The sequence below is a fragment of the Martelella mediterranea genome (genome assembly GCF_004342225.1).
GTDB classification, from domain to species: Bacteria; Pseudomonadota; Alphaproteobacteria; order Rhizobiales; family Rhizobiaceae; genus Martelella; species Martelella mediterranea_B.
Genome location: NZ_SMAR01000012.1, coordinates 1 through 12,837 on the forward strand (window position 1 = coordinate 1; position 12,837 = coordinate 12,837).

The 12,837-nt window shown below is 54.2% G+C and carries 17 protein-coding genes and 1 pseudogene; 14 read left to right on the forward strand and 4 right to left on the reverse strand.

Annotated features, from left to right (window positions below; translation table 11 throughout):
• Positions 1-89, forward strand: a pseudogene (locus EDC90_RS09520) (elongation factor Tu); the annotation flags it as partial.
• A gap of 69 nt (positions 90-158) precedes the next feature.
• On the opposite strand, the gene EDC90_RS09525 reads toward EDC90_RS09520, so the two are convergent.
• A complete protein-coding gene (locus tag EDC90_RS09525) occupies positions 159-863 on the reverse strand; it encodes a hypothetical protein (RefSeq protein ID WP_132310915.1) in 705 nt (234 codons plus the stop codon).
• 89 nt (positions 864-952) lie between these two features.
• Positions 953-1,876 carry an AEC family transporter gene (locus EDC90_RS09530; protein ID WP_132310918.1) on the reverse strand — a complete coding sequence of 308 codons (924 nt, stop codon included), beginning with the start codon at positions 1,874-1,876 and terminating at the stop codon, positions 953-955.
• Between the two features lie 102 nt (positions 1,877-1,978).
• Between EDC90_RS09530 and EDC90_RS09535 the strand changes: the two genes are divergently transcribed.
• The gene (locus tag EDC90_RS09535) at positions 1,979-2,161 is read left to right on the forward strand and encodes a hypothetical protein (protein ID WP_132310920.1); all 183 of its coding nucleotides are present in this window, start codon (positions 1,979-1,981) and stop codon (positions 2,159-2,161) included.
• 8 nt (positions 2,162-2,169) lie between these two features.
• Here EDC90_RS09535 and ruvX read toward each other — a convergent pair whose 3' ends face one another.
• Complete coding sequence (gene ruvX / locus EDC90_RS09540; RefSeq protein WP_132310922.1) at positions 2,170-2,634, reverse strand: Holliday junction resolvase RuvX; 465 nt, start codon at positions 2,632-2,634, stop codon at positions 2,170-2,172.
• Between the two features lie 113 nt (positions 2,635-2,747).
• On the opposite strand from ruvX, the gene EDC90_RS09545 reads away from it, so the two are divergent.
• The 6 genes from EDC90_RS09545 (at position 2,748) to EDC90_RS09570 (ending at position 7,116) form a co-directional block, all read left to right on the forward strand.
• The gene (locus EDC90_RS09545; protein WP_132310924.1) at positions 2,748-3,452 is read left to right on the forward strand and encodes a metal-dependent hydrolase; all 705 of its coding nucleotides are present in this window, start codon (positions 2,748-2,750) and stop codon (positions 3,450-3,452) included.
• A 74-nt stretch (positions 3,453-3,526) separates the two neighbouring features.
• Positions 3,527-3,814: an Asp-tRNA(Asn)/Glu-tRNA(Gln) amidotransferase subunit GatC gene (gatC, locus tag EDC90_RS09550; RefSeq protein ID WP_132310926.1), complete on the forward strand. Its 288-nt coding sequence runs from the start codon at positions 3,527-3,529 to the stop codon at positions 3,812-3,814.
• A gap of 3 nt (positions 3,815-3,817) precedes the next feature.
• On the forward strand, positions 3,818-4,279 hold the full coding sequence (locus EDC90_RS09555; RefSeq protein ID WP_132310928.1) for a GNAT family N-acetyltransferase: 462 nt from the start codon (positions 3,818-3,820) through the stop codon (positions 4,277-4,279).
• A 15-nt stretch (positions 4,280-4,294) separates the two neighbouring features.
• A complete protein-coding gene (gene gatA / locus EDC90_RS09560) occupies positions 4,295-5,776 on the forward strand; it encodes an Asp-tRNA(Asn)/Glu-tRNA(Gln) amidotransferase subunit GatA (protein WP_132310930.1) in 1,482 nt (493 codons plus the stop codon).
• Between the two features lie 176 nt (positions 5,777-5,952).
• Positions 5,953-6,756, forward strand: coding sequence for a M23 family metallopeptidase (locus EDC90_RS09565; RefSeq protein WP_245511010.1), 804 nt, complete (start codon positions 5,953-5,955; stop codon positions 6,754-6,756).
• 84 nt (positions 6,757-6,840) lie between these two features.
• Positions 6,841-7,116, forward strand: coding sequence for a hypothetical protein (locus EDC90_RS09570; RefSeq protein WP_132310934.1), 276 nt, complete (start codon positions 6,841-6,843; stop codon positions 7,114-7,116).
• A gap of 35 nt (positions 7,117-7,151) precedes the next feature.
• Here EDC90_RS09570 and EDC90_RS09575 read toward each other — a convergent pair whose 3' ends face one another.
• Entirely contained in the window at positions 7,152-7,409 is a 258-nt protein-coding gene (locus EDC90_RS09575; RefSeq protein WP_132310936.1) for a YjhX family toxin, read from the reverse strand.
• Between the two features lie 317 nt (positions 7,410-7,726).
• Here EDC90_RS09575 and gatB point away from each other — a divergent pair, with 317 nt between their 5' ends.
• The 6 genes from gatB (at position 7,727) to EDC90_RS09605 (ending at position 12,833) form a co-directional block, all read left to right on the forward strand.
• The gene (gatB, locus tag EDC90_RS09580) at positions 7,727-9,229 is read left to right on the forward strand and encodes an Asp-tRNA(Asn)/Glu-tRNA(Gln) amidotransferase subunit GatB (RefSeq protein ID WP_132311113.1); all 1,503 of its coding nucleotides are present in this window, start codon (positions 7,727-7,729) and stop codon (positions 9,227-9,229) included.
• 3 nt (positions 9,230-9,232) lie between these two features.
• Positions 9,233-9,736, forward strand: coding sequence for a GNAT family N-acetyltransferase (locus tag EDC90_RS09585; RefSeq protein ID WP_132310938.1), 504 nt, complete (start codon positions 9,233-9,235; stop codon positions 9,734-9,736).
• Positions 9,729-10,199 (forward strand): GNAT family N-acetyltransferase, encoded by a 471-nt coding sequence (locus tag EDC90_RS09590; RefSeq protein ID WP_207903884.1) that lies wholly within the window; start codon positions 9,729-9,731, stop codon positions 10,197-10,199. Before EDC90_RS09585 ends, EDC90_RS09590 begins: the two co-directional genes overlap by 8 nt.
• A gap of 108 nt (positions 10,200-10,307) precedes the next feature.
• Positions 10,308-10,706 carry an NADH:ubiquinone oxidoreductase subunit NDUFA12 gene (locus EDC90_RS09595; protein ID WP_132310940.1) on the forward strand — a complete coding sequence of 133 codons (399 nt, stop codon included), beginning with the start codon at positions 10,308-10,310 and terminating at the stop codon, positions 10,704-10,706.
• A gap of 93 nt (positions 10,707-10,799) precedes the next feature.
• On the forward strand, positions 10,800-11,246 hold the full coding sequence (locus EDC90_RS09600) for a DUF2155 domain-containing protein (RefSeq protein ID WP_132310942.1): 447 nt from the start codon (positions 10,800-10,802) through the stop codon (positions 11,244-11,246).
• Between the two features lie 174 nt (positions 11,247-11,420).
• Positions 11,421-12,833, forward strand: a complete 1,413-nt coding sequence (locus tag EDC90_RS09605) for a pectinesterase family protein (protein WP_132310944.1) — start codon at positions 11,421-11,423, stop codon at positions 12,831-12,833.
• The last annotated feature ends 4 nt before the right edge of the window (positions 12,834-12,837 follow it).

Below are 12,837 nucleotides of genomic sequence, written 5' to 3' on the forward strand. Positions count from 1 at the left end.
CGATCGCGATGGAAGAAAAGCTTCGCTTCGCGATCCGCGAAGGTGGCCGCACCGTCGGCGCCGGTATCGTGGCTTCTATCGTCGAGTAATCGACGCGCAATAGTCAATTCGAAAAAGCCCCGTCGGAGCGATCCGGCGGGGCTTATTCGTATGGTAGTTCAATAGCTTTTGTTGTCCTGCACCGGTACTGCCTGTTTCCAGAGATCTTCATAGATCGCTATCTTGGTAGTGGCGATTGTAGGTTGAAGGGGCACTAGATATGTGGGTTTTTTGCCTGCGTCTTTAATTGAGCCACCAACTATCCAACAATCATTGCCATCAACTATAACTAGGCGATCATGTAGGTCTCTGCTTTTTCTCAGCAGCGGTTCGCGGCCGTATTGAGCCTTAAACGCTGATAAATGGCCCGCTACGTCGTTTGCATATCGGCCGCATAGCACTTTTATTTCGCACCGCCCGCCTATGGACGTAAAATAGGTTTGAAATGTTGCTCCATCGAAGTATGGATCGACAACGAAAACGGAGGTTTGAGCGGCTGAAATGATCTCGCTTAGGTCTTTCAGGAAATCGTATTGTCGCTGCGATTCATATACCTCGCCAATATGTTCGTGACCTTCGAGCTCTAACTCGAGTTTTATCTCCTCCGCTGCCGCTACCAGCAGCTGGCGGAATGACTCTCTGGACAATGCCCAATATCTGACTGTGATCGACTTCTGGTTGTTGAAGGCCAATTTATGCTCAATTCCTAAACGTGCCAGTAGTGCACCAATCCGAGCAATCCATTGCTGAGGTGCAGAAGTTGCATCTGCGATGTACATCTCTCCGAAATCGGGTGCTGTTTCTATCTCGTGCAAAATCTTCATCAGCAACACCTGCATTGCTGCGGGATCATTCGTTCCTAGGTGTATCATTTTCTGGCCCCCTTGTTTCGCTTCTTGTTATTCCAGTCAGCTCATCCACCCAAAACCAGCATTACCATCGGTAGCGTAAAGAACGACAGTACTGTCTGCACCGTTACCACGGCTGCATAAAGCCGGGCGTCGCCACCGAGCTGGCGCGCCAGCACATATCCGTTCATCGCTGTGGGAACACCGGCGCCCAGGACCATCATCGTCAGAGGCGTGCCGGAAACACCGAGGGTTTTTGCAAGGGCGAAGATGATGACCGGGAACAGGAGGAGCTTGAAGGCTGACGGCAACAGCACGAGCGGCTTTGGCTTCAATGCGTCGGAAAGCACCAGTCCTGCGCCGACCAGCACAAGGCCCATGCCCAGAGCAGCGCGGGCCATCAGGTCCATGGTGACGAAGACCGGCTCATAAACCGGAATACCGCCGAAGTTGAAAACAATGCCAAGCAGCGACGCAAGCACCAGCGGGTTGGTGACGATTTTGCGGATCATCGCAGTGATATTCCGGTCTTCACCAGAAAACCAGACAAGCACAAATACATTGATGATGTTGAGAGGGATGATGTTCACCGTCATCATCAGGGCAATAACGGCCATGCCCTCAAGGCCAGCGAGCTTGTCGGCGATGGCAAGTGCCATAAACCCGTTCCAGCGGGTGGATGTCTGGAAGAGTGAGGTAAAGGCAGGCGAGCCGACACCGGCTTTTTTCAGCGGAAACCACAAAGCCATGGTGAGCGCGGAAAGCGCAAGGACGCCGAGAAAAGAGGCAGTGCCGATACCGCCTGCCGCAAGATCTGAAAAATCCGCCCGCGCCAGTGTCGTAAACAGAAGCGCCGGGAAAAGGACATAATAGCCAAACTGGTTCAGGCCAGACCAGAAGTCGCCGGTAAAAATCGGCAGGCGTTTCAAAAAAGCGCCAAGGGCCACAGTCAGAAATATTGGAAGAATACTTTCAAAAATAATGATCATCGTGTCCGCATATTTGCTTCGGGTTAACCGTTCGCGTGAAAGTCGCTTGCCAGAACGCACTGCAATCTGTCAGAAAGGCGATAACGAAGGATGAATGTATTCATGCGCCCGATTTCCGGACAGTGTATTAATGTCGGCCTGATGAGCCTGTTTTTTGTGCTTCTCCCTCTGGAGTTGCCAATCAGTGCGGCCATCATGGGGGCGATCGTGCTGGCGGACTATGCTTTCAGCCCTGAGCGTATGTTTAAATCAGAGCAGGATGGTCAGCAGCCGGCGCAGGAGTGACGCTGCTTTTAAAGTGCTTTCAGCCGATCCAGCGCGCCCTGAAGAATGAATGCGGCGGCCGCTGAGTCGATCCGTTCTGCACGCTTCTGGCGCGACACGTCCATTTCCAGCAAAGCCCGTTCTGCAGCAACGGTTGAGAGCCGTTCGTCCCAGAAGGTGAAGGGGATGTCGGTTTTCGGTTCCATATTGCGTACGAAAGCGCGTGTGGCCTGTACCCGAGGTCCGGCGCTGCCATCCATATTCATCGGCAGGCCAATCACAAAAGCCGCGATACGCTCCTTTTGCGCGAAGCTCAGAAGAATTTCGGCGTCTTTTGTGAACTTTGTTCTTTTCAGTACCGGACGTGGACTGGAAAAGCGTCGCGACATATCCGAAACCGCAAGGCCAATCGTTTTGGTTCCAAGATCCAGCCCGGCAATGACAGCGTGACCGTCAAGGGTTTCGGCCAGATTCTCGATGGTCAGAACGGTCATGTCTGCTTCCTGTCAGTCAGATTGATGGTGCGCCCGCATGGAATCTGACACGGTTCCGCATTAGTTTATTGTCAGAAGCATTCCACATACCGTCCGCAAGGAGGAAAAGCAAAATGAAGCTCATCTGGCTTGGACATTCCGCATTTCGCATCGAAACGGCTGAGGCCACAATCCTGATCGACCCTTTCTTTACGGGCAATGCCTCATTTGAGGGGCTTGACCGGGAAAAGCTCACCGAAGGCGTCACTCACATTCTCCTGACGCATGGGCACGGCGATCATCTGGGGGATACGGTTGAAATCGCCAGGCAAACCGGTGCGACAGTGCTCGCGAATGCGGATCTTGCGTCCTGGCTTTCCACCAAGGGGCTGGAAAAGCTGGAGCCCGGCAATACCGGAGGCACGGTCGATTTCGGCTCTTTCACGGTCACCTTCACCAATGCGCTTCACTCGTCCGCATTCCTGACAGAAGATGGGGTGTCGCATGCGCTGGGTAATCCTAACGGTCTGATGCTGCACATAGATGATGAACCGACTGTCTATCATATGGGGGATACAGATATTTTTTCCGATATGGCCCTAATCAACGAGCTTCATGGCCCGGCGATCGGTCTGGTGCCAATCGGGGATCGTTTCACGATGGGGGGAGCTGTGGCGGCGCTGGCCTGCAAGCGCTATTTCAATTTTGATGCTGTAATCCCGATTCACTATGGCACGTTCCCGATTATCGATCAGACACCGGATGCCTTTGTAGAGGGGATGGCCGGGTCCTCCACCGTGGTGAAAACGCCGAAACCGGGCGAGGCAATCAGTTTCTGAAGAAATGCCCCGTTGCGAAGGGAGGCTCAGCCCTTTATAGCGGTTGATGAAACTGTTGATCCGGAGAAAATTTCATGTCCGTGGACACCGCCACTGTAAAACGCGTTGCAAAACTGGCCCGTATTGCTGTCGATGACGATGGTGCAGAACGTATGACCGGTGAACTGAATGCGATTTTAGGCTTTGTCGAACAACTGGGAGAGGTCAATGTTGATGGCGTTGAGCCTATGACTTCGGTCATGCCCATGGACATGAAAAAGCGCGAAGATGTCGTCACCGACGGTAACAAGGCCGACGATATTGTCGCCAATGCGCCGGAGACGGAACGGAATTTCTTTCTTGTACCTAAAGTCGTGGAGTGAGGTATGGTACGTCCCATTATTGATATCGAAAGCCCGCATGACGATTCGCTGCGCACGCTCTTCGTTGAACTGAAATCTTCGATGACGGCGATGTCGTCATCGGACGTTATTGATTATCAGCTTTCTGTCGATGTCAGTTCCCCCAGTGCAACAACCTTCGTTGCGCGCGTGGATGGCAAAGCTGTCGGTACCGGTTCGCTGGTGCGCCATTCCGGCGGTGTGGCAGAAGCCAAGAGGCTTTTCACCGAGCCTGCTTACCGCAAACACGGCATTGGCCGGTCTATTTTGCGCCATATCAGCTCTCTTGCCGCCTCTGAGGGCTTCAAGGAGCTTGTGATGGTGACGGATGCCAAACTCGATGATTCAATTGCTTTTGCGGAGAAAGCAGGATTTTCGCGTCGCGAAAAGATTCTCGACCATGCGCCCAGCAAGCATTCGATTTTCTTTGCCAAGACGCTCCCCTGATTTGAAGTGACAGAAATGACCGAACTGACCAGCCTGACCATCGCCGAGGCCCGCGACAAGCTTGCGGCGAAGGATATTACCGCGACTGAACTGACGGCCGCTTACCTGAAAGCGATTGAAGATCATAACAGTACGTTTAACGCTTATGTCGCGGTGACACCCGAGCGCGCTCTGGCCATGGCCAAAGCCTCGGATCTCAAGCTGTCTCAGGGGCAGGGCGGAGCACTGGAAGGTATTCCGCTCGGCGTCAAGGACCTGTTCGGCACCAAGGATGTTCACACTCAGGCCGCCTCGCATATTCTTGACGGATTCAAGCCGAAGTATGAGTCCACCGTCACCCAGAATCTCTGGGATGACGGTGCGGTTATGCTGGGCAAGCTCAATATGGATGAGTTTGCCATGGGCTCTTCGAACGAGACATCGTATTACGGGCCGGTTATCAACCCCTGGCGCGAACAGGGATCAGACCGTCAGCTTGTGTCCGGTGGTTCTTCGGGTGGTTCTGCTGCTGCCGTGGCTGCATGGCTTTGCGCCGGCGCAACGGCAACGGATACGGGCGGCTCGATCCGCCAGCCCGCAGCCTTTACCGGCACAGTCGGCATTAAGCCGACCTATGGCCGCTGCTCGCGCTGGGGCGTGGTTGCCTTTGCGTCCTCGCTGGATCAGGCAGGCCCGATTGCCCGTGACGTGCGCGATTCAGCGATCCTGCTGAAATCCATGGCCAGCGTTGATGCCAAGGATACGACCTCCGTCGATCTGCCAGTGCCGGATTACGAAGCCGCCATCGGCCAGTCCGTGAAGGGTATGAAGATCGGCATTCCGAAAGAATATCGTGTTGACGGTATGTCGGAAGAAATCGAAAAACTCTGGAGCCAGGGTATTGCGTGGCTCAAAGATGCCGGCGCTGAGATTGTCGATATCTCCCTGCCGCACACCAAGTACGCGTTGCCGGCTTACTACATCGTCGCCCCTGCCGAGGCGTCTTCAAACCTTGCACGTTATGACGGCGTGAAATACGGCCTGCGCGTGCCCGGCAAGGACATTGCCGACATGTACGAAAAGACCCGTGCAGAAGGTTTTGGCGAAGAAGTACAGCGCCGCATTATGATTGGGACTTACGTGCTTTCGGCAGGCTATTACGATGCCTACTATCTGAAAGCCCAGAAGGTTCGCACCCTGATCAAGCGTGACTTCGAAAATGTTTTCGCACAGGGTGTCGATACCATCCTGACGCCTGCGACACCGTCAGCTGCCTTTGGTATTGCCGATACAGAGCTCGCCAGAGACCCGGTGAAGATGTATCTGAATGATATCTTTACGGTGACCGTCAATATGGCTGGTCTACCGGGCATTTCTGTGCCTGCCGGTGTCGACGCCAAGGGGCTTCCGCTTGGTCTGCAGCTTATCGGTAAGCCCTTCGATGAAGAGACGCTGTTCCGCACGGCTTCGGTCATTGAAAAGGCCGCTGGACGCTTTACCCCTGAAAAGTGGTGGTAGGGCTTTTATCAGCCAGTTGATTGCTTGGTGTAAGGCAGTGAATACGAAAGAGGGCTTAAGTGCCCTCTTTTTGCGTTTCGGCGGCCTCAGCCGCTAAATGATCACCGATTTTGCGGGTTTTAGACGCATTTCTGAATATGTCTGCGCGCTTTCAAAGCGTCAGAAGAAATGTGATCGTGAAGACCAAAACCCTCCTGTTGATAGCGCTACTGGTGACAGTGGCATCGTGTTCAACCCTGCCTTCCGGTAATCCGGAGACACAGGCCCGCAACCACTTCGTCGTTCAGTCCGCCAGTGGAGACGGAGGTGCCAGCGACACCGGGCCGGATGATCGGCTTCGTCTGTCCTATGCCTCTCCGGCAGCTAGCGGAGAGGATTCGCTGACGGGTGCCTCTTCTGCTTTCGACCTGATTGCGCGGTTTGGCAACAGCGAAATCAATGTCTACCGGTTTAAAGATCCTGATAGCGGTCGCATGGCCTTTTACGACGCCAAAGGCGAAAAGCTGGGGCAGTATCTGCTACGCAATCCCGTGCCGGATGGCCGGAAAACGTCTGGCTACGGCATGCGCCGTCATCCCGTGTTGAAGACAACCCGCATGCATGCCGGTGTCGACTGGGCAGCGCCTGTGGGCACGCCGATTTATGCGGCTGCAGATGGTATCGTTCGCTTTGCAGGCCGGGATGGTGGCGATGGTCAGCAGATCGTGATCGATCACGGCTTCGGTTACAAAACAGCCTATAGTCATCAAAGCAAATTTGCCAAGGGCATCAAATCCGGTGTGGCAGTGAAGCAGGGCGATATCATCGGCTATGTCGGCCAGTCGGGTCTGGCGACTGGTCCTCACCTTCATTACGAGGTCATCGTCAATGGCCGCAAGGTAAACCCCATGCATGTGCATTTCATCATTGAGGGGCAGTTGAAAGGCCGTGACCTTGCGAGGTTTAAGACAGACGTAAAACGGGCCGAAGCTGCCAGCTGAGGAATTGGTGGATGCGACGAAACTCTTGAAAGCGGATCCTCCAAAGATCACATCATGGTCGTGATAAATTTCGAGGAGGCTTGAATGGCTGTCGATCAGACACAAAAACTGGCGATTGCGCTTGATAAGCTGGCAGCTGCCGGATTTTCCATGGGGCCTGAATGGGAAGGGTTGCATGCCATTTGTCAGGCCTATGAAGGTGCGCCGTTGTTTGACCGTGGTCATGCGCTGTGTCACCGGATTGAAGGCGATAGCTGGAATGCCGGTTATTGGTACCGCCGTGCGGGCACCACACCGCCCGGCGGCACGCTGGGATCCGAGTATCGTCAGCTGAAGGCGGATATTGAGGATAGTGTGTGAGGAACGCGGATAGCCGCGTCCCTCTGTTGGCTGTTTTATCTGTTATCCGGCTGGCTTCTGACCAGTTCCAGGCCGCGCTGCGTGATCTGGTAGGGTCGTCCGCGTGTTGAGCGGATTGCCCGTTTCGCCTTCAGTTTGCGAAACAAAATCAGATCGACACCGGGAAAACGCCAGCCTTCCCGTGTGTAGCAATCGATCCGGTCGATCTTTCTGCTGTCATTGCGGATGAGCTCGATTCTGCCGCCCTGAGCCAGCAGATGCAAAATGCGCTGTTCGTCGCGCGAAATGTCCATTGTTCTGAAATCCGTACACGGCGCTCTTTTTTAAAAGAGCGCAAACGATCTTTGCCGCACATCTTAAGCGATGGCGGGGCTTATCGTTCTGGCCACTGCGCACGCGCGTCCCTGATACTTCAGAGAAAGCGGGCAGGGCCCTTACCGGGATTCCATATGGTTAGACATCAAAACTCCTGATTGTCAGCCTTGAGATAGTCAAGCTTCCGGATAAGGTCAAGCAATTGCGCACATCCGGCGTGTTCAGCCGCTTGCGTCAGGCGCGCAATTGCTCTACCTCACAAAGCAAACCTTCGAATGTGAATGACGAGCTGACCATGACCATTGTCGATACCCGCACGCCTGATCCGAAACGCCTGATTCCCGGAGCCACCGGTGATTGGGAGGTGATTGTCGGTCTGGAGGTGCATGCGCAGGTCACCAGCAATTCCAAGCTGTTTTCAGGTTCATCCACCGCCTTCGGCAAGGCGCCAAACGCCAATGTTTCGCTGGTGGACGCCGCTATGCCTGGTATGCTGCCGGTGATTAACGAGGAATGCGTAAAACAGGCGGTGCGCACCGGACTTGGTCTGAAAGCACAGATTAACAAGCGCTCGATCTTCGACCGGAAGAACTATTTTTATCCCGACCTGCCGCAGGGCTACCAGATTTCTCAATATAAGGACCCGATTGTCGGTGAGGGCAAAATCACGATTTCGCTCGGCCCGGACAAGAAGGGCAATTTCGAGGATATCGAAATCGGTATTGAGCGGCTGCATCTGGAGCAGGATGCGGGTAAGTCGATGCACGACCAGCATCCGTCCATGTCGTTTGTCGATTTGAACCGCTCCGGCGTGGCGCTGATGGAAATTGTCTCCAAACCGGATTTGCGCTCTGCGGACGAGGCGAAGGCCTATGTGACGAAGCTGCGCACCATTGTCCGTTACCTTGGCACCTGTGACGGGAATATGGATGAAGGCTCGATGCGCGCGGATGTGAATGTCTCCGTCCGTCGCCCCGGTGAGGACTTTGGTACGCGCTGCGAAATCAAGAATGTGAACTCGATCCGTTTCGTCGGCATGGCAATCGAGAGCGAAGCGCGTCGCCAGATTGATATTCTGGAAGAGGGCGGCGCGATTGATCAGGAGACCCGCCTGTTTGATCCGGTCAAGGGTGAAACGCGGTCGATGCGTTCCAAGGAAGATGCGCACGACTACCGCTATTTCCCCGATCCCGATCTGCTGCCACTCGAATTCGATGATGCCTTTATCGAAGAACTGGCAAAGGATTTGCCGGAGCTTCCTGACGATAAAAAGGCCCGCTTCATCAACGAGTTTGGTCTTTCGGTTTACGATGCATCTGTTCTGGTGTCCGATAAGGCTGTTTCTGACTATTACGAAAAGCTTGTTGCCGGTCATGACGCAAAGGCTGGCGCAAACTGGGTAATCAACGACCTTTTGGGCGCCTTGAACAAGGCTGGTAAGGGCATTGATGAGACGCCCGTTTCGCCCGAGCAGTTGGGCGCGATCCTTGATCTGATCAAGGAAGGCACGATTTCCGGGAAGATTGCCAAGGATCTGTTCGAAATCGTCTGGAACGAAGGCGGTGACCCGAAAGTGATCGTCGAAGAACGCGGTATGAAGCAGGTCACGGATATGGGGGCGATCGAAAAGATCGTCGATGATATTATCGCGGACAATCCCGAGCAGGCCGAAAAGGTCAAGGACAAGCCGTCTCTGGCTGGCTGGTTTGTCGGTCAGGTGATGAAGGCCTCCAAGGGCAAGGCCAATCCGCAGGCTGTGCAGAAGCTGGTGAAGGAAAAACTCGGCGTCGAGGAGTAAGGTTTGTTTTTTGTCCGAACCGCCATGGAAAGCGATCTCGACGCCGTTCGCGATCTGCTGGAAGTGACCTGGCACGCAACCTATGATGATATTTTAGGGACGGCGAAGGTCAACGAAATCATTGCAAGCTGGCATTCTGCCAATGCGCTTAAGCTGCGTATGAACCGCAAGGATAGTGAATTCCTGGTTGCAGACAGCGGCACGCGCATCGGCGGTATGGCCTATGCTGCACCGGATCACGATCGCACAGGCGTCGTCAATCTCAGTCAGCTTTATGTCCACCCGAACCTTCAGCGTCAGGGGATTGGCCGGGATCTGTTCGCGGAAATCGAAACCTGCTTTCCCAATGCCCGCCGGCTGAGCCTTGAGGTTGAGCCGGAAAACCAAGCTGCACGGGCTTTTTATGCGGCGCATGGTCTGACCGAAACCGGGCGTACGGAAGACAGTGGTGGTTGTGGTGCCGGTATTCCGGCGATCGTCATGGAAAAGGACCTGCCCGGTGCCTGATTTTAAAGACGTGGTCATTCGCGAGGCGCGGGCAGAAGACCTTGAAGCGCTGGTCGCGATTTTCGCAAGCGACGATAAAGGCGGGCACGGGGATACCACGGATCCGGAGGCATTCTCAGACTATCGCGAAGCCTTTGAAGCGATTGCCGCGTCTGCGAATGACACGCTCTATGTGGCCGAATCGGATGGCGGCATTGTTGGTACTTTTCAGACGACATATTCGCGGTCCTTACCCGGACGCGGCGGTGCCAATCTGATTCTCGAAGCGGTTCAGACCCACCCGGATTATCGCGGTAAGGGCATTGGCAAGACAATGGTTCAGGCCGCAATTGACGAGGCTCATATCCGTGGGTGCCGCCTCATTCAGCTGATGAGCAACGCCCAGCGCACAGATGCGCACCGCTTTTATGAGCGCATGGGTTTCAGACAATCCCATCTTGGGTTTAAAATGAAGCTTAAGTAGCCCGAAGCGTGACCGAAGCCTCTGGACAAGCGCGGCCTTAAGCGCCATACACTGGGCGAGGATTTTTAGGCTTATGCCCGCTTTGCCTGTCGTGACGAAGGATGAAAGATGGCAAATTTTCTGACGAAGATGTTTACCTGGTGGAACGGTTCTACGATCGGAACCGACGTATTCACCCGCCGTTTCGGTAAGAAAGTTGGCGAAGATCAGTTTGGCAATGTCTATTACGAAGGTGGAAAATCGACCTACGGTCTGACGCGCCGCTGGGTCATTTACAACGGATATGCAGAAGCTTCTGCAATCCCGCCCGGCTGGCATGGCTGGATGCATCATCGCACGGACACGCCCCCACCGCAGCAGACTTATACGGCCCGGGAATGGGAAAAGCCCCATCACCCGAATCGTACAGGAACAGCACAGTCTTACCGTCCGCCGGGTTCGCTTGCCGTGAAGGGTGAACGCCCGAAGGTGACTGGCGATTACGACGCCTGGACCCCCGGAAGCTGACCGCGTTTTGCCGCATTTTGCCTTTAGCCAGTTTGCGGTCCGGTATTATTTCAAAGCGCGGCCATGGGTCGCGCTTTTTGCATGAGGGATATGATGGCTATAGCTGGGAAGAAAATCGGGCAGGCAGTAACAGCACTGCTGGCACTTACCGCTTTTACGGGGGGGATGCAGAGCGTTCCGGCTTCAGCTGCGCGCGTCGAAAATCCGGTGGCCGTGTTCGGTGGAATCGACAAGATCACCGGCCGGACTTACACGTTTAATGCCTATGTCGGTGAGACTGTTCAGTTTGGCCGTTTGCAGGTGACACCGCGTGTCTGTTACTCGCGTGACGATACCGAGAAGCAGCAGATTGATGCCTTTGTACAGGTTGATAAGGTTTCTCTGCAAAACGAGATCGGTCGTATCTTCTCTGGCTGGATGTTTGCCGACTCGCCAGCGCTGAATGCCGTGCAGGATCCGATCTATGATGTGTGGCTGACAGATTGCGTCCAGCAGGCGGATGTGCCCCCGCCGGAGCGTGTCGACACTGGCTCTCAGTGAACGTTTACTACTTCGCTTTATAGGCTGCGACTGCCTTGGATTTTGGAGCCTTTTAAAAGCCGGCATAGCGGGTACCGGTTGCCTTTTTGCATTTTCTGAACCAACAAATATGCTAGTCTGCATTTAGGCATTTGCTGACTGGCGAAGGCCTGTTTTTTGTTGAGGAGGTCTTTTATGTCGGTCGCCCGCCCGCAGCTCAACGCAGAGCAAGCCAGGTATTTCCATTATTCTGAAGTTTTAAAATATACCGGCAGAGCTGGCGCTGAATGCCTTGATCCGTGGGATCCGAAGGCAGACCTTTTTATGAAAGGCGAAGCGTCGGTCATCCCGGACTATACTGTCAGTAAAAACGAAGACGGATGTTTCGGGACCATTCAGGCAGCCATCAGCCAGGCTGTTACTGATGCCAGAAATGCAAGGGCGCACAGGCGCTTCTATGTGGCTGTGAAGCCCGGTCTCTATGAAGAACTGGTCTATATTCCAAGATTGATCGTTGATGGCGTGTCGGTTCCCATCACCCTTTACGGAACAGATCAGAATGCTGAAAACACGACCATTCGTATTGCGATCGATCAGGGCATGTCAGGAGAAGCCTACCGCAATGCGTTTTCAGCCGCTATGGAGGGTCTTGCCCCTGAAATCCGTGATATCTTCCGGGCCAATGCGACGTTGCCAAGGTTATCAACGGAGAATGCCTGTGTGCTTCGGGTCGAGAATGATGGCTTTCAGGCCAGGAATCTGACCATCCACAACAGCTATAACTGTGACCGCGCTGATGAAAACTCCAAGTGTGATCACGGCAAAGGCGGTCCAAAAAACGATGCCGGGCAATTTTCCAAAGGCTGGCATCAGGCCGTCGCCGCACTGATCCATAATGCCGACTGCGTACATTTCGATAATGTCCGTTTCAAAAGCTTTCAGGATACACTCTATTTCAAGGGTCGGGTGCCTGGCGAAACCGTCCGGTCGTTTTATACAAACTGCTATATCGAAGGTGATATCGATTTCATTTTTGGCCGTTCGACGGCGTTCTTCGAGCGATGCGAAATCCGCTCTCTTGGTTCGCGCGTTTCCCACACCTATGTCGTCGCGCCGTCAACCAATATGCTGACGCGTTACGGCATTGTCTTTAACGATTGCGATTTCACCCATGACAACAGCGTGGCTGCGAAGCAGGGAACGTTTTCACTCGGTCGGCAGTGGTTTCAGTCCGTCAGAGCAACGCCTTATGGCGTTCCGAATATCGAGGGTTATGAGACCCATCTGGCTGAAACGTCCGAGTTCGATCATCCGCCGAAGGGGACGATTTCACTCGATGTGCTGGAAGCGGTTGGCAAATGCGTCATCATGAATTCGCGGATCGGAGCGCACATTAACGCTTCGGCGCCCTGGGATGACTGGAGCGGCGGGCGCCGGAATGCGGACGGAGAGTTTATGCCCGGCGAATGGAATACCCGCTATCGTCCGGCACAGTATTCGTCCGATGTTTTTTTCGAGAACCTGTCTCAATGGCTTTTGAAAGAGGGTTTGTCTTATGAGCGGCCAAACCCTGCAGAGCCGTGGCTGGCTGAATTCAATAACCGCTAGATTA

Excerpts from the sequence above, each read along its gene's own strand:
- EDC90_RS09525 (WP_132310915.1), bottom strand. The coding sequence starts at position 863 with ATGAAGATTTTGCACGAGATAGAAACAGCACCCGATTTCGGAGAGATG.
- EDC90_RS09530 (WP_132310918.1), bottom strand. The coding sequence starts at position 1,876 with ATGATCATTATTTTTGAAAGTATTCTTCCAATATTTCTGACTGTGGCC.
- EDC90_RS09535 (WP_132310920.1), top strand. The coding sequence starts at position 1,979 with ATGCGCCCGATTTCCGGACAGTGTATTAATGTCGGCCTGATGAGCCTG.
- ruvX (WP_132310922.1), bottom strand. The coding sequence starts at position 2,634 with ATGACCGTTCTGACCATCGAGAATCTGGCCGAAACCCTTGACGGTCAC.
- EDC90_RS09545 (WP_132310924.1), top strand. The coding sequence starts at position 2,748 with ATGAAGCTCATCTGGCTTGGACATTCCGCATTTCGCATCGAAACGGCT.
- gatC (WP_132310926.1), top strand. The coding sequence starts at position 3,527 with ATGTCCGTGGACACCGCCACTGTAAAACGCGTTGCAAAACTGGCCCGT.
- EDC90_RS09555 (WP_132310928.1), top strand. The coding sequence starts at position 3,818 with ATGGTACGTCCCATTATTGATATCGAAAGCCCGCATGACGATTCGCTG.
- gatA (WP_132310930.1), top strand. The coding sequence starts at position 4,295 with ATGACCGAACTGACCAGCCTGACCATCGCCGAGGCCCGCGACAAGCTT.
- EDC90_RS09570 (WP_132310934.1), top strand. The coding sequence starts at position 6,841 with ATGGCTGTCGATCAGACACAAAAACTGGCGATTGCGCTTGATAAGCTG.
- EDC90_RS09575 (WP_132310936.1), bottom strand. The coding sequence starts at position 7,409 with ATGGACATTTCGCGCGACGAACAGCGCATTTTGCATCTGCTGGCTCAG.
- gatB (WP_132311113.1), top strand. The coding sequence starts at position 7,727 with ATGACCATTGTCGATACCCGCACGCCTGATCCGAAACGCCTGATTCCC.
- EDC90_RS09595 (WP_132310940.1), top strand. The coding sequence starts at position 10,308 with ATGGCAAATTTTCTGACGAAGATGTTTACCTGGTGGAACGGTTCTACG.
- EDC90_RS09600 (WP_132310942.1), top strand. The coding sequence starts at position 10,800 with ATGGCTATAGCTGGGAAGAAAATCGGGCAGGCAGTAACAGCACTGCTG.
- EDC90_RS09605 (WP_132310944.1), top strand. The coding sequence starts at position 11,421 with ATGTCGGTCGCCCGCCCGCAGCTCAACGCAGAGCAAGCCAGGTATTTC.